This is a genomic window from Bartonella sp. CB10SXKL (assembly GCF_042195515.1).
In the GTDB taxonomy this organism is placed as follows: Bacteria; Pseudomonadota; Alphaproteobacteria; order Rhizobiales; family Rhizobiaceae; genus Bartonella.
In genome coordinates, this window is the sequence record NZ_JBHION010000002.1 from 12,825 (window position 1) to 30,599 (window position 17,775).

The window sequence follows — 17,775 nt, forward strand, 5'->3', positions numbered from 1 at the left end:
CAAATTTAAGGTGTCCAAGAGTATTTGGGAGAAAAGAGTTGTCTTGTGTATAGCACACAACATACGTTATCGTTGTATATATTTGACAGAGAAATGGATCTTTTTTCATGTCGCATAATACATTTGGTCATTTGTTTCGTGTAACAACATGGGGTGAAAGTCATGGTGCTGCTCTTGGTTGTGTCATTGATGGTTGTCCACCTGGAATTATTTTTACTCTTGCAGAAGTTCAAGCTTATCTTGATAAACGCAAACCAGGACAATCAAAATACACAACGCAGCGCCGAGAACCAGATGAAGTAGAGGTCCTTTCAGGAGTTGTTGTTCAAGACGATGGAACGACATTGGTGACAACAGGTACACCAATTTCTCTGTTGATTCGAAACACAGATCAGCGTTCGAAGGATTATAGCTCGATTGCCCATCAATATCGTCCAGGACATGCGGATTATACTTATGATATTAAATATGGCATTCGTGATTTTCGAGGTGGGGGACGTGCTTCGGCACGAGAGACAGCAGCGCGTGTTGCAGCTGGTGCATTTGCTCGTAAAATCGTTCCTGGTTTGATTGTCCGAGGAGCAGTGATAGCAATTGGTCCTCATAATATTAATCGTGATCGTTGGGATTGGTCAGAGGTTAATAATAATCCTTTTTTTACAGCTGATGCAGAGATGGTTCACATTTTTAGTGATTATATCAGTGAACTCCGTAAAGAGGGAACATCTGTTGGTGCGGTTGTTGAGATCGTTGCAGAAAATGTTCCGGCAGGTTTAGGAGCCCCTATTTACGCAAAGCTTGATCAAGATATTGCCTCGTTACTTATGTCGATTAATGCGGTAAAAGGTGTGGAAATTGGTGATGGTTTTGCGGCAGCCCGCTTGAGGGGAGAAGAAAATGCCGATGAAATGCGAATGGGAAATGATGGAAAACCGCTTTTTTTATCCAATCATGCTGGAGGTATTTTAGGGGGAATATCGAGTGGACAGCCAATTATTGCACGTTTTGCGGTCAAGCCTACTTCATCAATTTTAACCCCTCGTCGCTCCATAGATGTTGATGGTCATGATGTAGACGTTATAACGAAGGGACGTCATGATCCATGTGTTGGGATTCGTGCTGTTCCTGTTGGTGAAGCGATGGTTGCTTGTGCTATTGCTGACCATTATCTAAGACATCGCGGTCAAGTTGGGTGAGTGAGAAGGTGAACAATGGCATATGATGAAAAAAAAATTGTTTCTGCACTTAAAGCTTTTGAATGCGGTGAAATCGTTGTGGTAACAGATGATGGTGACCGTGAAAATGAGGGAGATTTAACTGTTGCTGCAGCGCATTGTACAGAAGAAAAGATGGCGTTTATTCTTCGTCATACAACAGGTATTGTGTGTACACCTATGCCAAAAAAAGAAGCACAACGGTTTAATCTTTCTCCTATGGTACCAGATAATAACTCTGCACATGGGACGCAGTTTACAGTTACTGTTGATTTTAAACACGGCATAACAACAGGGATTTCAGCGCACGATCGTACATTAGCGGTGCGTAATCTTGCCAATTCAAATGCAAGTGCGGATGATTTTGTTCGTCCAGGGCATGTTTTTCCTTTGATTGCGCATGAAGGGGGAGTGCTCATGCGTTCAGGTCACACGGAGGCTGCTGTTGATTTATGTAAATTAGCTAATTTGCCGCCGGTTGGTGTTATCGGTGAGTTAGTTAATGATGATGGAAGCGTTAAACATGGTGATCAGATTATGAAATTTGCGCAAGAACATCGGTTGCATATTATAACGGTTGCAGATTTAATTGCTTACCGCCAACGTAAGGAAATATTGATCAAAAATGTTGGAGAAATGCCTATTGAAACATTTGTAGGTCCCGCTATTATTCAAAGTTATCAACTCCCTTGGGAAGCCGTTCAGCATATTGCAATTGTTTTTGGTGATGTCCGTGAGGGGGAGGATATTCCTGTGTATTTACATCATGAAAACATTATAAATGACGTTTTTTGTCAAACTTCAGATATTATGGTGATGATGCGGCGTATGATGGAAAAAGAAAAACGTGGCGTATTTATTTATTTGCGTGAAGGATCTGTTATACAATCAACTATTGGTATTCAAAACATGGCAAGAGACAGTTCAGAAAACCATGTGCAGGCGATTGAACGCGAAGCAGAATGGCGCAAAATTGGTTTAGGATCACAAATTTTAAAATATTTAGGAATAGGCTCTGTTATTGTTTATGCTTCTAAAGAGCATCATTATGTAGGTTTAGAAAATTTTGGAATTCGTATATCCAGAACAGATATTTTTTGAGGTTCATATGAAAAAAGAGATACAAGAGGGGGATATTACGACCTTAAGCTTCGAGCAAGCGCTTAAGCAACTTGAAGTTATTGTCGAAAATTTGGAACGTGGCGATGTGCCTTTGGAACAATCCATTGATATTTATGAACGCGGTGAAGCGCTTAAAAAGCATTGTGAAAAACTCTTAAGAGTTGCTGAAGCTAAAGTTGAAAAAATCCAGTTTTCAGAAGGAGGTTCTCCAGAAGGAGTAGAACCACTTGATGCTAAATAATATTAAATCTTTTTGGATATTTGTTGCTGGATTAAGCAGTGCAATAACCTTATTGTGTAGAATAACAAATTTTATTGATTTCTTTTTTATAAAATAAGTTACAAATGGGAAAAATCATAAATTATCTCGAATAGAGAAGAGTCTTTTTTAGTAAAAAAGATGCAAAGCTGTCAATAAAAGAGTAGAGAAGATGTATTTTTACCGTTGCGTTCTCTTGAGTTAAGGTAACAGGAGGGAGTTTTTTTGTCTCATGTTTTAACACCAGTGCTTGACCGTGTTTGTTTTCCGCAAGATTTGCGGGCATTGCCTGAGTCTGATTTGGTACAGTTGGCTGATGAGTTGCGGGCAGAAACAATTGATGCGGTTTCTGTAACAGGTGGTCATCTTGGGGCAGGACTTGGCGTTGTTGAGCTCACTGTTGCATTACATTATGTTTTTAATACACCAGAGGATAGGATTATTTGGGATGTTGGTCATCAAACCTATCCGCACAAGATTTTAACGGGGCGTAGAGAAAAAATTCGCACATTACGTCAAGAGGGCGGATTATCTGGTTTTACAAAACGTTCAGAAAGTGTGTATGATCCATTTGGAGCGGGGCATTCATCTACTTCTATTTCAGCAGGGCTTGGCATGGCGGTGGCAAGTGCTTTGAAAGCAGAGACAAGGCGCAATATCATAACTGTCATTGGTGATGGTGCAATGTCTGCGGGTATGGCTTATGAAGCCATGAACAACGCTGGTGCTTTGAATGCACGCTTGATTGTTGTTCTTAATGATAACGATATGTCTATAGCACCACCTACAGGTGCTATGAGTGCACATCTTGCACGGTTAGTATCTCATCCTTCTTATCGTCATTTGCGTGAACGCGTAAAGATGTTAAGCGAAAAATTGCCAAAGTTTTTTGGGGATAAGGCCCGTCGTTCAGAGGAATTTGCGCGTGGACTTTTGGTTGGGGGAACTTTATTTGATGAGCTTGGCTTTTATTATGTTGGCCCCATAGATGGGCACAATTTGGGGCATTTATTACCTGTTTTTAAAAATGTTCGTGAATATCCTAATGGTCCTGTTTTGGTGCATGTTGTAACCCATAAGGGAAAGGGATATCCCCCTGCAGAAGCCTCGTCTGATAAATATCATGGTGTTAATCGTTTTGATGTCACGACAGGAAAACAGGTTAAAGCATCAAGCGATATTCTACCCTACACCAAGGTATTTTCTAAAGCTTTATCAGAAGAAGCGCGCCATGATGATAAGATTGTGGGCATAACAGCAGCGATGCCAACAGGGACAGGTCTTGATTCTTTTGCGGAAAAATTTCCAGAAAAAATGTTTGATGTTGGTATTGCAGAGCAACATGCCGTAACTTTTGCGGCAGGACTTGCTTGTGAAGGGTATAAGCCTTTTGTTGCAATTTATTCTACTTTTTTACAGCGTGCTTATGATCAAATTATTCATGATGTATCAATTCAAAAATTACCGGTACGTTTTGCTATTGACCGCGCAGGCTTTGTGGGGGCAGATGGTGCAACACATGCTGGAAGTTTTGATATTGTTTTTTTGTCCACTCTTCCTGACTTTGTTGTTATGGCACCTTCAGATGAACTTGAACTGATGCATATGGTGCGTACAGCTGCAGCCTATGATCAGGGTCCCATTTCTTTTCGTTATCCACGTGGTGAGGGGATTGGTATAGATTTACCGCAACGTGGTGAGTTATTAGAAATTGGAAAAGGGCGTGTTCTGCGTGAAGGAAATAGAATCGCTTTGGTTTGTTTTGGAACGCGGATGTCAGAAGTGTTGCAAGCTGCTGATGCGTTGGAGGCTGAAGGATTGTCTACAACGGTTGCAGATGCACGGTTTGCAAAACCTTTAGATAAAGATTTGATGCGTCGTTTGGCACGTGAGCATGAGGTATTGGTGACAATTGAAGAAGGTGCAATCGGTGGATTTGGAGCGCACATATTACAATTTTTAGCGCAAGAAGGGCTCTTAGAGCATGGTTTGAAAGTTCGTACACTAAAATTTCCTGATGAATATTTGAATCATGGTTCACCAGAAAAAGTTCTTTCACGTGTCGGACTTGACGCTATGGGTATTTTAAACACGGTTTTTGCTGTTTTGGGACGCGAGATTCGAACAGGATAGAAAATTCGAGTATGAGATGGCTTCCAGAAAAAGACTCGATATTCTTTTAGTTGAAAAAAACTTTTTTACGACACGTTCACGCGCACGTGATGCAATTATGCGCCAAACTGTTAAAGTTAACGGAGAAATCGTTTTTAAAGCTGGGCAAATCGTTTTTGATGATGCAGAGATTACCGTTTGTGATCCAGCGCAGAATTATGTTTCTCGGGCAGCGTTAAAATTGATTGCTGCACTTGATGCATTTCCAATTGTAACGGACAAAGTGACAGCCATTGATGTTGGTGCATCAACAGGTGGTTTTACGCAAGTTCTCTTAGAGCGTGGAGCAGATCATGTCATTGCGGTTGATGTTGGGCATCATCAATTTGATAAACGTTTATTGGGCAACAGTGCTATAACGTTATTAGAAGGCTTGAATGTTAGAGATTTTCAACAGGAACATTTAGGTGGGCGAGAAATTGATCTTATTGTTTCAGATGTTAGCTTTATTTCTCTCAAACTTGCATTGCCTCCCGTTTTGTCTTTAGCCAAGAAGGGCGCCCAAGCTGTTTTACTGGTAAAGCCTCAGTTTGAGGTTGGTCGTAAACACTTTAGTAAGGGAGGAATATTAAATCCATCAAGTGCTAAAGAAACTGCTGAGGCACTTTTTGTTTGGTTAAATACACAAACAGGGTGGAGTGCAAAAGGTTTAATTTCTTCCCCTATTACAGGTGGTGATGGCAACGTGGAATATTTACTATTCGGAGAAAAACAAGAGTGAATGACAATGTCATAATCGATCATATCGGAGCAAATGGTTATGGTATTGCTAAGACGTCTCACGGCTTCGTTTCTGTTCCTTTTACTTTACCAGGAGAGTGTGCTGAAATTACTGTTCATGGAAAATATGCAACATATATAGCATTAAAAGAAAAATCATCAGAACGCATTGATACTCTTTGTCAGCATTTTGGAGAATGTGGAGGGTGTACTCTTCAGCATTGGCATATGGATGCTTATCGCGTATGGAAACAACAATTGGTTGTTGAGGCGCTTAAAAAGTATGGACTTAATAATGTTGTTGCGCCTTTAATAGAATGTAAACCTTATAGCCGACGGCGGATTACTCTAACAGCATCCATGACCCCACAGGGGCAAAAAGTTGGTTTTAACCGTTATCTCTCTCATGAGATTGTAGCTCTTGAGGAATGCCCAGTAAGCCGTCCAGAGCTTATTTCTCAGTTGCATAATATCAGAGAGCTCTGTGCTTTTCTAAAGAACTCTGCCAAACGGTTTCATGTTACGATAACATGTGTTGAAAATGGTTTAGATGTTGCTTTAAGCGGTTGCATTATACACCATGAATCACTTCGTCAGAAAATGATCAGTGCTGCTCTTTCATATGGGATTATACGTTTATCTGTTGACGGTGAAGTTTTGGTTGAACGAGAAAAACCAGAGATTTACTTTGGAGATGTCCGTGTTGAATTTCCTTCTGGTGGTTTTCTGCAAGCAACTTGTGAAGCGGAAAATATAATGGGCAATATTATTTTGACTCATTTAAAAAAAGCAAAGAATGCTGTTGATTTGTTTTCAGGGGTAGGAACATTTACCTTGCGTATGGCAAAAAAGATGAGTGTTCATGCAGTAGAAAATAATGAAGATGCATTAAGAAATCTAAATACAGCAGCACGTTTTGCGACTGGTTTAAAAACGGTCACTTGTGAAAAACGTGATCTTTTCCGACATCCCCTTTCTGTAAAGGAACTTGAATGTTTTGAGAGTGTTGTTTTGGATCCTCCCCGTGCTGGTGCAGAGCAACAAGTACGTGAATTAGCGAAGACAACAGTATCACGTGTTGTGGCAATTTCTTGTAATCCTACTACATTTGCTCGTGATTTATCTCTTCTTGTTGCAGGGGGGTATACAGTAGAAAAAATCATACCGATCGATCAATTTTTATGGTCACCACATGTCGAAATTGTTGCTGTTTTGAGCAAAAAGAAAAAAAAGAAAGGTTGGAAACTTTAGCCTAATTTTTTTTAAAAGTTTACCTGAGTATTATTATAAAATCTCTCCAAAATTTATCTATAATAATAACCTTTTTCTCGTTGATCTAAGAGCACTGAATGTAGAAAGTGCTTTTTTATTATGAAATATAAAAGACAAGTTACCCCACACAAAAAAACCACAAAAAAGACGAATGGATTACGAAGAATATGTGTCTGAATAAGCCTGTTCCATCGTTATATTTGCCATCTCCCAATGTTTCTAAAATTCTTGGTACTTGAGACGGTCCATAAGAAGAATCTTTAGTTCTTTCTTGTACAGTTTTTATCCATATAACTCTCCCTGCCTGTAATGTATAAACGAATGATTTTGATTGGTTCAACAGACACAGATTTAAAATGAGAGAATCTTACGGTATTCAAGGTTCTAATACAATATGAATAACGCTAGATTATCTTTATAAATCAATGCATTGTACCCCCTCACAAAATGGTCGTAATAGACGAGAAGGAAGCAATACGGGGAAGGAATGAGCAAGCTTATTCCTCTATAAGCGCAGTTCCACCGATTGTCATATTATTGATTCGAAGGTGAGGTTGGCCAACACCAACAGGGACATTTTGGCCAGCTTTTCCACACATACCAATACCATTATCTAGTTTACTATCATTACCAATCATTGTGATACGTTTCATAGCATCCGGTCCATTTCCAATAAGAGTTGCCCCTTTGATTGGTGCACAAATTTTACCATTTTCTACTCGGTATGCTTCAGTACATTCAAAGACGAATTTTCCAGAAGTAATATCAACTTGTCCTCCACCAAATGAAACAGCATAGATACCACTTTTAAGTGAAGAAAGGATTTCTTCAGGTGTTTTATCTCCTCCTAGCATGATTGTATTGGTCATTCGTGGCATTGGTGCATAAGCATAAGATTCACGCCGTCCATTTCCAGTTGATTTACCTCCCATAAGCCGTGCATTAAGCCTGTCTTGCATAAAACCAACGAGCTTTCCATCTTCAATGAGAACGTTATATCCTGAAGGGGTCCCCTCATCATCAACAGTGAGAGAGCCACGGCATTGTGGAATTGTTCCGTCATCAACAACTGTAACACCTTTTGCTGCAACTTGTTGTCCTAAAAGTCCAGCAAAAGCGGATGTTTTTTTACGGTTAAAGTCACCTTCTAAACCATGACCTACGGCTTCATGGAGCATAACACCAGGCCATCCGTTGGCTAAGACAACATCAAAAGATCCAGCAGGTGCTGCTTCTGCTTCTAAATTTGTTAAAGCCATACGTAAGGCTTCATCTGCAGCTTTCTTCCAATTGTCTTCATGAATAAATTGGTTAAATGCTTGTCTCCCTCCACACCCATAAAAACCATTTTCACGTCGATTGCCTTCAGCTACGACCACAGATATAGAAAGTCGCACAAGGGGACGAATATCACGAACCAAATAACCATCTGCACGTAAAATTTCAACATGTTGTAGCGAGCCGGAAAGAGAAACAGTCACTTGATGCAATTTATCATTTTTAGCACGTAAATAGGCATCAATTTTTTGCAAAAGAGCACTTTTTTCTTCAAATGATGGAGCATCAAGGGGATTATGCGGTTGATAAAGTCTTTTGTTTGTTTGTTGAGGTGCTATACTATAAGGCCCTGCATGATTATTATAGGTAACAGCTTTAGCAGCTTCACTGGCACGTTTGAGTGCAGCAGCTGATAACTCACTAGAGTGAGCATATCCAGTAGCCTCTCCAGCAACAACGCGTAGTCCAAATCCCATATCTTGATGAAATGAGCCGTTTTTAAGCTGCCCATTATCAAATAAAAGAGCTTCGCTTTCTGTGTACTCAAGGTAAAGCTCACCATCATCAGCATGATGAAGTGTTTCCTGTACAAGTGATTGCACTTTAGAGGAAGCAATATCAAAATGATCAATCAGCGATTTCATAAGAATTATCCTATTTTTATGGGGGCTTAGAAGATTTTTATCAATCTAATTTTAAGAATCTCTCAAAATATACGATGAAATTTCAATCGTTTAAAGTGTATTGATTTCACTCATGTTGGTAAGGTTGCATAGGCGTCGCCAAGACCATGAAGGTCAACAAAACCTCCAATCCCTTGTTCCGGAGTTGTAAAGATAAAATAGGTTGCCATTTTTCCTTTTAAAAAGAGCTGCAATATGTCTTCTTTAAGAAAGGCTTCAGCAACACAATTATCACCAAGACAACGACGATATTCCATTCTGCCCATATTTTTATCGTCAATTTTAATTCCAACGCCAGGACGTAATTCAACGCGAATCGGAACAAAAACACGCATCAAGGCACCTTGCTTTTGAGGAAGTTTATAAAATGTAACGCGCAAGGTAATATCTTGACGCCCTTGTGTGTGAACGTTTTGTACAACTTCACACTGCATGTTAGGTGTACCTGGTGGTAGAGAACAAACTTTTGTCCATGCACCATAGGTTTGTGGAGCAGGGACACTTTGCGCATAGGGTGTTTGTGCAAATGCATGACTGATAAAACTACTATAAAGTGTGTAAAAAACAGTGCCAATAAAAAAAGTTTTTTTGAGTAATTTATAAAGTATCACAGAAAATCCTATCCGACTTAACACTCACAACCATACATAGATTTACATAAAAAATGAATTCCCTATAAAAAACTATAACACAAAATCAGTATTTACCCAAATATATTAATTCATAGGATATATTTTTATGATACACTTGTAATATGGGAAAGAACGTTGATTGAAAAAATGTGTTTTTATTGCCAGTATTTTCATCTACTTTTAGGGTATACGTGCGAAAGAGATATTTCATATTTTCTCAAAAATACGATTGGTCTTAATTGGTCATTTCCATACGCTAGATAATATTTGTCAGATAATATTGGGTTTGTGAATGACAGAAATGGAAAAGGGCTTTGAGTGGAATGTCAGTTTCAGAAAAGTTATCGGTTGTGAATGGTAAATCAACGCCACCAAAATCCACTATTAGTGATTATATCACATTATTAAAGCCACGTGTTATGTCTCTTGTGATCTTTACGGCTTTAGTTGGTTTGATGGTGTCTCCTGTTCCTATCAATCCGTGGTATGGTTTTTTAGCAATTTTATGTATTGCTGCTGGTGGCGGTGGTGCGGGAGCACTGAACATGTGGTATGATGCTGACATTGATGCTGTGATGGAACGGACTAAAAAGCGTCCCATTCCCATGGGTAAAATCAGCTCTCAAAAGGCATTTATTTTTGGCATGGTTCTTTCTATGCTCTCGGTATTGGTTATGGGGAGCTTCATTAATTGGTTTGCGGCATTTTTTCTTGCTTTTACGATTTTCTTTTATGTCGTTATCTATACAATTTGGTTAAAGCGTATCACACCACAAAATATTGTTATTGGTGGTGCTTCTGGGGCTTTTCCACCAATGATTGGATGGGCCGCGGCAACAGGGACAGTGAGTATTGATAGCTTTTTATTATTTTTGATCATTTTTATGTGGACCCCCCCCCATTTTTGGTCTCTTTCTTTATTTTCATCTCTTGATTATGAGGCTGCAGGCATCCCTATGATGCCTAATGTACGAGGTGAACATTCAACAAAAAAACAGATTTTATTTTATACTATTTTGATGGCATTATGTGCTGCTGCTCCTTGCTTTATTGGTCTTGGCGGAATTTTTTATGCTATTTTTTCAACAATTTTAAGCATTATCTTTATTTATTTTGCTTATCGTTTATGGAAAGCTGATACACATAATGAAACTATTTTGATGGCCAAAAAAACGTTTTTCTTTTCGTTACTCTATTTGGCAGCTATCTTTGGAGTTCTTTTGATTGAATCTCTTGTTTGGTATTTTATCGCTCTTTAGGCAAATAAAATGAAAAAGCAAATTTAAAAAGAGCTTTTCTTCAAGAAAATTCTGTAAGAAAACACGATAGAGTCTGTTCTTATGCAAAAGATGATATTGCGCGTTTTTTTACATTGCTTATTCATGTATAATAATAGGTTGTTTGAATATATAGCTAAAACTATAGAGATTAAGGATGATTTATGTCTGGACTTCCCCCTTTAACGATACGTCTTTGTGGTCCACGTGGATTTTGTGCAGGGGTTGATCGTGCTATCCAGATTGTTCTGCTTGCATTAAAAAAATATAGTGCTCCAGTATATGTTCGTCATGAAATTGTACACAACCGCTACGTGGTTGAGGGATTACAGCAACGGGGAGCTGTTTTTGTCGAAGAACTTGATGAGATTCCAGAAGAACATCGCAATCAACCGGTTGTTTTTTCTGCTCATGGTGTACCAAAATCTGTTTCAGAAGAAGCGCGATGCTATAATTTGTTTTATCTCGATGCAACATGTCCGTTGGTCTCGAAAGTGCATAAACAAGCGATACGACATCAACGTCATGGTCGTCATGTTATATTGATTGGTCATGCTGGTCATCCTGAGGTGATAGGGACAATGGGACAGCTTGAAGAAGGGGCTGTGACGCTTATTGAAACGATAGAAGATGCTTTGCATTATCAACCCAATGATCCAGATAAATTAGGATTTGTGACACAAACAACGCTTTCTGTTGAAGATACTGCAGGAATTATCGATATATTACATCAACGTTTTCCTACATTAGCAGCCCCAGCGGCTGAGTCAATTTGCTATGCTACAACGAATCGACAAGATGCGGTTAAAGCAGCGGCAAAGGGGAGCGATTTGTTTTTGATTGTTGGAGCACCAAATTCTTCTAATTCACGACGTTTAGTAGAGGTTGCCGAAAAGTCTGGTGCGCGGCAAGCTATTTTAGTTCAGCGCGCTGATGAAATTAATTTTGAAAACCTAAAATCTCTTTCTATTGTCAGTCTTTCAGCAGGGGCTTCGGCTCCTGAAATTATTATTGATGAAATTATTTCAGCATTTCGTGAGCGTTATGATGTCACAATAGAATTAGCTGAAACAGCGGTAGAAACGGAAAAATTTTTAGTGAGTCGCGAATTACGTGACGTCATTTTAACGTCTCAAGATATGGCTTTCGTCAATGGTCAAGCAAATAATGCAAAAAATGAAAATCAGAATACAAACATATCTACAACGAAAGCAGAATAATGGCCGTTTATACAGATATTCACCCAAATGATTTAAAAGTGTTTTTAACACGTTATGCAATAGGATCACTTTTGTCTTATCAAGGTATAGAGGAGGGGATTGAAAATTCTAATTTTATGTTAGAGACAACACAAGGGCGATTTATTTTAACACTTTATGAAAAGCGTATTTCAAAAGATGATTTACCTTTTTTTTGTCGCTTGATGCAGCATTTAGGACAGCGTGGAATTCCTTGTCCTCAACCTGTTATTCAAAATGATGGAATGATGATCTGTGAACTAGCAGGACGTCCTGCCGCTATTATTACTTTTCTGGAAGGAGAGTGGATCCGCCAGCCCAATATAGATCATTGTGGCGAAGTGGGGATGGGGCTCGCACAATTACATTTAGCAGGACAGGATTTTACACTTAGTCGTAAAAATACTCTTTCTGTTATGGATTGGAAGGTCTTGTGGCAACGTTGTCAAACCAAAGAAGATGCATTGTTAAAAGAATTTGGACAAAAAATTGAGTTGGAATTGGCTTTTTTACAGAAAAATTGGCCGTTCAATTTACCAATAGGCATTATTCATGCAGATCTATTTAATGATAACGTCTTTTTTGTGAATCATCGTCTTTCTGGGATGATAGATTTCTATTTTGCTTGTAATGACTTTTTTGCTTATGATTTAGCGATCTGTTTAAATGCTTGGTGCTTTGAGCCTGATCATTCCTATAATCTTACCAAAGCACGTAAGTTATTGGAAAGTTATCAAAAAATAAGACCATTGATCCCTTTAGAATTGGACAAGATGGTTTTATTAGCTCGTGGTGCGTCTCTACGTTTCTTACTCACACGTCTATATGATTGGTTTAATACACCGCCTAATAGCTTTGTTATTAAGAAAGATCCATGGGAGTATTGGCACAAGCTTTGTTTTTTCAGTAATGTAAATTCGCTAAGTGAATTAGGTTTTTAAATTTTATGGCAACTCAACAAAAAGTCGTTGAAATTTATACAGATGGTGCTTGCTCAGGGAACCCTGGAATTGGAGGATGGGGGGCAATTTTACGCTGGAATGGTCATGAACGGGAGCTTTATGGCGGTAAGATTCATACGACAAACAATCAAATGGAACTCATGGCGGCTATTTGTGCATTAAAGGCGCTTAAAGAGCCCTGTTTGGTCGATCTTTATACAGACTCAGTTTATGTGCGTAACGGTATATCTAAGTGGATTGAAGATTGGAAAAAGAATAATTGGCGCACCGCATCAAAAAGTCCTGTTAAAAATATGGAGCTATGGCAAGCTCTTGAGGATGCTAGTTCTTGTCATACAGTCAGATGGCACTGGGTAAAAGGGCATGCGGGACATCCAGAAAATGAACGCGCAGATGCCCTTGCTCGCAAAGCAATTACTCAATATCGTGAAAATGGACGTTTTCCAGCATAATTGCTGTTTGGGAGCTTTTTCTTTTATCACGGAGTCGCAAGCGGGGTTGGCTGCGTATGGAATATGAATGTTCCACTTAAGGCGTGATCTTTAAAAGAAACTGTATAAAAAATTTTTTGGTTTATTTCTTCTGGTGCGAAATAGAGTGGAGCACTGAAGAGTGTATATTCTGCGTTATCACTGACTTTTCTTGCTGCTCCAATTTGCATTTCTCCTCCATCTAAAAAGAGAGAGGAAGGTGTAGTTTTGTTGTTATTTTGTATTTTTATAAGAAGGGTACTGTTATTTTTTTCGGCACTTATTTTTAGTGCATTCTGCATCATGCGGGGCAAAGAATCTTGCGCCTTTTTTAAGAAGGAAGCAGGAAGATGTTTATTTTTAAGAGCAGATGGCGAAAAATCAAAGTTAATAGTAAATGGAAGACAGATCTTATTACATAATCCAAGAGTGAAAGCACCACTTAAATTTTTGCTTGAACCAGAAAGATTGAAGGGCAATATTACTTTATCTTTATAACCTAATGACCAATCATTTTCTGTTTCAAAAAGCTGTGGAGTAGGATAAAAGATTTCATAAGAAATCTGTTGGTTGAAATTAAAAAATGGTGCCATGCCAGAATTACCTGGATTACGCCAGTAAGTTTTCCATCCTGGTTTAAGCTCAATTTCAATAATGCCTTCTCTTATTCCAGAAAGAGAAGGTTCAGTGATCGCTAATCGGATACGACCACCATCTGATTCATACCAAGATGTTGCGAAAAGCTGGAGTTTTTGTTCTGTTTGAGCATTTACAGGAATGTTAAGTAATTCTAAAACTATGAATGTTAAGCTTAAAGTAACGAAAAGCTTTTTATAAAAGAAAGTTGCGATATTTTGTAAATTTGTAAATATACGACTTTTTTTCATTGGAGTTTTATTTTCCTAGTGTGCTAAATGAACAAACTTTTATCATGTAAATTATGGAGAATAACAGATTAATGAAGCGGTGTAATGGCTTTTTAGGTGGACAATTACTCATAGCAATGCCTGGGATGAATGACAAACGCTTTATTCGTTCTGTTATTTATATTTGTGCGCATTCTAATGCCGGTGCGATGGGCATCATTCTTAATCAATTGCATCATATTGATTTTCCAGAGCTTTTGCTTCATTTGGGAGTCATAGACAGTGGCCAAAAAAAAAGTCTTTCTGAACCAATAAAACAGTTTCCAGTTCGCTATGGTGGTCCTGTTGATCCTTTGCGTGGTTTTGTCCTTCATTCAGATGATTATGCTTGTGAAGAAACTGTTTTTATTGCAGATAAGATCTGTTTTACTGCGACAATTGATATATTAAAAGCCATCAGTTGCGAACAAGGTCCGCAACATGCACTGGTCGCATTAGGCTATGCTGGATGGAAAGCGGGGCAACTTGAGGCAGAAATTTCTACAAATGGTTGGCTAATCAGTTCTACATCACCTAGTTTTCTTTTTGAAAGCGATTTAAGCTGCAAGTATGATAAAAGTTTAACACGCATGGGTATCGATCCAACTTATCTTGCTTCTGAAATGGGACACGCGTAGAGTTTTTTCTAAGCTTTTTAACTTTACACGTTATTTTATCCATTATGTTTTTATTTTATAAGGGAAATGGCTCTGAACGAGTGTAATTAATTCTTCTATGGCAATCGGTTTCGTCACAAGTGTACTTTGAACATATTTACAGCCTTCTTGACGAAGAAAGATTGCTTCTTTTTCATTTTCAACACCTTCTGCGATAATTTGCAAATTAAGATCTGTTGCCATATTAATGATAGACTTTAGAACAATTTTCTTCTTAAGAGAGTCGATTGAGATAAGTGAACGATCAAGTTTAACCATATCAAATGGATAACGTACGAGATAGGTCAGAGACGAATAACCTGTTCCAAAATTATCGAGTGCGAGATTCATTCCCAGTGTTTTAATTTGTTCAAGAAAGTGCGCTGATTGTTCAGGATTATTTCTTAAGACAAATTCAGATATTTCAATCATCAGACGCCCTTTGTGGAGCGGATGGCGAAGCAAAGCGGCACGCAATTGACTGATAAAACGAGGATGAATCATTTCAGCGCTTGGTAAATTAATTGAAATAAAGAAAGATTGTTGGGAAAACTTTTCTTGTACATTTATAAGATCAATAATGGCATTATCGATGATAAATTGTGACAAATCCATAACAATTTGTTCATTTTCTACGATTTTTATGAAATCAGAGACATTTAAATTTCCATAAGTGGGATGATGCCATTCTACAATTGTTTCAAAACCAATAATATGTCCGTCTGATAAATTAAGAATAGGATGGTAGAGGATTTTCATCTCATTACGTTTTATGGCATAATGAACATCTTTCTCCAGAGTATTATGTTCGAGACCCAAAGTGCGAAAATTAGGACGAAAAGGTTCAATATGGTTTCCACCCATTTGTTTTGCGCGAATCATCGCTAATTCACTATCATTAAAAATATCTTTAGCCGTCGATCGGCTTTCACTCCATGTAACCAATCCGATAGAGGTTGAAAGGATTATTTTGTTTTCTGAAAGTGAAATAGGTGCTGAAATTGTTTTGTGCAAATGATCTGCAAATGCTGCAATTTTTTGTGGTTCGGTTTCACTAAGTAAAATAATTGCAAAGCGGTCTGCTGAAAGACGCGATAAGGTGTCTTGAAAGTTAATGAGACGATTTAAACGACGTGCGATTATAAGCAGTACAGTATCCCCAACTGCTATGCCTAATTTGCGATTAATTTGGCGAAAATTGTCAAAATCAATCATAAAGACAGTCGGTCTAATTTTGATATTTGCTTTCGCTAAAGAGGTATAATTTTGTAGTCTATCAAAGAAAATTTGTTGGTTAGGAAGTCCGGTTAAGCTGTCGTGGATTGCATCATGCAATAAGCGTTCTTCGGATTTTTTATGGTTAGTAATATTGACAATGGTTCCAATGACACGTGTGATTTTTCCATCTTTTTGCATAGCCGGACGTGCACGAAGAGAAAACCAATGATAATAACCACCACCGGAAGAAAGACGAAAAATTTGATCAATGCGCCCTTTTTTATTTTTAAGAATGATATCCAATACAGCTTGAAAGCGTTCACGATCATCATGGTGCAAGGCTGAAATCCAGTTGCGCATAGGTCCATTGAGGTTATGAATTTCAGTACCAAAAAGGGTTGCCATGTTTGGATGTACAACAATACGGTCACGCTCGATATTCCAATCCCAAATAATATTTCCAGCTCCCTTTGCTGCGAGTACTTGTTGTTCCAGGTCGGAAAATATTCCTTCATGGAAAGCGTCATTAGAAAAAGTTTGTTGCAGGACAGTAAAGCTTATGAGAAGAACAATGAGCACTAATCCCCCCGCTAATGCTGGCTGGATAATATCATTGTTTAAATGTCCAGCTATGCAAGCGTAGGCTCCAACACACCAAAAGCTAATGAGCAACCATGTTGGAATAAGCATAATAGCGCGGTCATAGCTTCTGATTGAGAAATAGATGATTAATATTATACCAAGCACAGCGGTAAGGCCAAAAGACAAACGCGCAATTCCAGCTGCTCTGATGGGATCATAAATAGCAAAGGCTCCTAGACTGCAAAAGGCAATGGTCCAAGCGATAGCACCGTAACTAAAATGATAATGCCAGCGGTTAAGGCTGAGATAGGTAAAAAGAAAAATGAAGAGTGTAGCAGTAAGAGCTACTTCTGTACCAGCACGCCAGATTGGTTGTGTTGTGAGTGTAACTGCAAAGAATTTATTTAAAAAGTTGAAGTCAATACCAATATAAAAAAGCACTGCCCAAGCAACAGCAGCTGTTGCAGGAAACAGCCCTGTTCCACGGACGACGAAGAGAACAGTTAACAAAAGCGCTAAGAGACCTGATATCCCGAGAAGAATACCATGATAAAGCGTATAAGAATTAATTGCATCTTTATAAGCTTCAGGTTGCCATAAATAGATTTGCGGTAGATTTGCAGAGTTAAGTTCGGCCACAAATGTAACAACAGCACCAGGGTTAAGAGTAATACGAAAGATATCAGAGTTTGCACTAAGTTGACGATCGAGGGAAAAACCTTCGCTTGGCGTTATGGATTGAATCCTTGCTGATCCAAGGTCTGGCCAAAAAAATCCAGAACGTGCCATGCGGTAATGGGGGGCAACAATGAGACGATCAACTTGTTCATCTGTTGGATTTGCAAGAGAAAAAACTGCCCAATTTCCGGAAAATTTTTCATTTTTTGCCTGCACTTCAATACGCCATACAATACCATCTGGTCCTGGCGCTGTACTTGTTTGAAAAATAGAGTTGTTTGTATGGTGAATTTCAATTGCTTTTGAGAGATCAAGAGCAGCATCTTGAGAAGAAATTTTAACTGGCTCAATTGCTTGTGCTGATGTAAGATGGACAAAAGAACTAACGACTACAATGAAAATGATGTCAATTATTTTACGCAAACTCTTCACAATGT

The 17,775-nt window shown here is 38.5% G+C and carries 15 protein-coding genes; 11 read left to right on the forward strand and 4 right to left on the reverse strand.

Features of this window, described 5'->3' with window-relative positions:
- Positions 1-107 precede the first annotated feature (107 nt).
- From aroC to ACFIK3_RS01330, 6 genes are all read left to right on the forward strand, one after another.
- Entirely contained in the window at positions 108-1,196 is a 1,089-nt protein-coding gene (gene aroC / locus ACFIK3_RS01305) for a chorismate synthase (RefSeq protein WP_375665424.1), read from the forward strand.
- Positions 1,197-1,211: 15 nt separating this feature from the next.
- Positions 1,212-2,315, forward strand: coding sequence for a 3,4-dihydroxy-2-butanone-4-phosphate synthase (gene ribB, locus ACFIK3_RS01310; RefSeq protein WP_375676150.1), 1,104 nt, complete (start codon positions 1,212-1,214; stop codon positions 2,313-2,315).
- 7 nt (positions 2,316-2,322) lie between these two features.
- A complete protein-coding gene (locus tag ACFIK3_RS01315; RefSeq protein ID WP_375676151.1) occupies positions 2,323-2,577 on the forward strand; it encodes an exodeoxyribonuclease VII small subunit in 255 nt (84 codons plus the stop codon).
- Positions 2,578-2,820: 243 nt separating this feature from the next.
- A complete protein-coding gene (dxs, locus tag ACFIK3_RS01320; protein ID WP_375676152.1) occupies positions 2,821-4,728 on the forward strand; it encodes a 1-deoxy-D-xylulose-5-phosphate synthase in 1,908 nt (635 codons plus the stop codon).
- A 16-nt stretch (positions 4,729-4,744) separates the two neighbouring features.
- Positions 4,745-5,488: a TlyA family RNA methyltransferase gene (locus tag ACFIK3_RS01325; protein WP_375676153.1), complete on the forward strand. Its 744-nt coding sequence runs from the start codon at positions 4,745-4,747 to the stop codon at positions 5,486-5,488.
- Positions 5,485-6,738 (forward strand): class I SAM-dependent RNA methyltransferase, encoded by a 1,254-nt coding sequence (locus ACFIK3_RS01330; RefSeq protein WP_375676154.1) that lies wholly within the window; start codon positions 5,485-5,487, stop codon positions 6,736-6,738. The genes ACFIK3_RS01325 and ACFIK3_RS01330 overlap by 4 nt, the downstream gene beginning before the upstream one ends.
- A 518-nt stretch (positions 6,739-7,256) precedes the next feature.
- Here ACFIK3_RS01330 and tldD read toward each other — a convergent pair.
- The gene (gene tldD, locus ACFIK3_RS01335; protein ID WP_273791351.1) at positions 7,257-8,681 is read right to left on the reverse strand and encodes a metalloprotease TldD; all 1,425 of its coding nucleotides are present in this window, start codon (positions 8,679-8,681) and stop codon (positions 7,257-7,259) included.
- Between the two features lie 110 nt (positions 8,682-8,791).
- Positions 8,792-9,331 (reverse strand): invasion associated locus B family protein, encoded by a 540-nt coding sequence (locus tag ACFIK3_RS01340; RefSeq protein WP_273791352.1) that lies wholly within the window; start codon positions 9,329-9,331, stop codon positions 8,792-8,794.
- Between the two features lie 344 nt (positions 9,332-9,675).
- Between ACFIK3_RS01340 and cyoE the strand changes: the two genes are divergently transcribed.
- The 4 genes from cyoE to rnhA all read left to right on the forward strand — a co-directional run bounded on the left by cyoE (position 9,676) and on the right by rnhA (position 13,281).
- Positions 9,676-10,611, forward strand: a complete 936-nt coding sequence (gene cyoE, locus ACFIK3_RS01345) for a heme o synthase (protein WP_273791365.1) — start codon at positions 9,676-9,678, stop codon at positions 10,609-10,611.
- Positions 10,612-10,793: 182 nt separating this feature from the next.
- Positions 10,794-11,849: a 4-hydroxy-3-methylbut-2-enyl diphosphate reductase gene (gene ispH / locus ACFIK3_RS01350; RefSeq protein ID WP_273791353.1), complete on the forward strand. Its 1,056-nt coding sequence runs from the start codon at positions 10,794-10,796 to the stop codon at positions 11,847-11,849.
- Positions 11,849-12,808, forward strand: a complete 960-nt coding sequence (locus ACFIK3_RS01355; RefSeq protein WP_273791354.1) for a homoserine kinase — start codon at positions 11,849-11,851, stop codon at positions 12,806-12,808. The genes ispH and ACFIK3_RS01355 overlap by 1 nt, the downstream gene beginning before the upstream one ends.
- Before the next feature lie 5 nt (positions 12,809-12,813).
- Positions 12,814-13,281: a ribonuclease HI gene (gene rnhA, locus ACFIK3_RS01360; protein WP_375637427.1), complete on the forward strand. Its 468-nt coding sequence runs from the start codon at positions 12,814-12,816 to the stop codon at positions 13,279-13,281.
- A gap of 26 nt (positions 13,282-13,307) precedes the next feature.
- Here rnhA and ACFIK3_RS01365 read toward each other — a convergent pair whose 3' ends face one another.
- Positions 13,308-14,186 (reverse strand): protein-disulfide reductase DsbD domain-containing protein, encoded by an 879-nt coding sequence (locus tag ACFIK3_RS01365; RefSeq protein WP_273791356.1) that lies wholly within the window; start codon positions 14,184-14,186, stop codon positions 13,308-13,310.
- A 71-nt stretch (positions 14,187-14,257) separates the two neighbouring features.
- Between ACFIK3_RS01365 and ACFIK3_RS01370 the strand changes: the two genes are divergently transcribed.
- Positions 14,258-14,842, forward strand: coding sequence for a YqgE/AlgH family protein (locus ACFIK3_RS01370; protein WP_375631387.1), 585 nt, complete (start codon positions 14,258-14,260; stop codon positions 14,840-14,842).
- 42 nt (positions 14,843-14,884) lie between these two features.
- On the opposite strand, the gene ACFIK3_RS01375 is transcribed toward ACFIK3_RS01370, so the two are convergent.
- Positions 14,885-17,770, reverse strand: a complete 2,886-nt coding sequence (locus ACFIK3_RS01375; RefSeq protein ID WP_375631388.1) for an EAL domain-containing protein — start codon at positions 17,768-17,770, stop codon at positions 14,885-14,887.
- Positions 17,771-17,775 lie beyond the last annotated feature (5 nt).

Bases quoted from the DNA above. Each gene is read 5' to 3' on its own strand.
- rnhA (WP_375637427.1), top strand. From the start codon at position 12,814: ATGGCAACTCAACAAAAAGTCGTTGAAATTTATACAGATGGTGCTTGC.
- ACFIK3_RS01325 (WP_375676153.1), top strand. From the start codon at position 4,745: ATGGCTTCCAGAAAAAGACTCGATATTCTTTTAGTTGAAAAAAACTTT.
- ACFIK3_RS01365 (WP_273791356.1), bottom strand. From the start codon at position 14,186: ATGAAAAAAAGTCGTATATTTACAAATTTACAAAATATCGCAACTTTC.
- ACFIK3_RS01315 (WP_375676151.1), top strand. From the start codon at position 2,323: ATGAAAAAAGAGATACAAGAGGGGGATATTACGACCTTAAGCTTCGAG.
- ACFIK3_RS01370 (WP_375631387.1), top strand. From the start codon at position 14,258: ATGAAGCGGTGTAATGGCTTTTTAGGTGGACAATTACTCATAGCAATG.
- aroC (WP_375665424.1), top strand. From the start codon at position 108: ATGTCGCATAATACATTTGGTCATTTGTTTCGTGTAACAACATGGGGT.
- ispH (WP_273791353.1), top strand. From the start codon at position 10,794: ATGTCTGGACTTCCCCCTTTAACGATACGTCTTTGTGGTCCACGTGGA.
- cyoE (WP_273791365.1), top strand. From the start codon at position 9,676: ATGTCAGTTTCAGAAAAGTTATCGGTTGTGAATGGTAAATCAACGCCA.
- ribB (WP_375676150.1), top strand. From the start codon at position 1,212: ATGGCATATGATGAAAAAAAAATTGTTTCTGCACTTAAAGCTTTTGAA.
- tldD (WP_273791351.1), bottom strand. From the start codon at position 8,681: ATGAAATCGCTGATTGATCATTTTGATATTGCTTCCTCTAAAGTGCAA.
- ACFIK3_RS01355 (WP_273791354.1), top strand. From the start codon at position 11,849: ATGGCCGTTTATACAGATATTCACCCAAATGATTTAAAAGTGTTTTTA.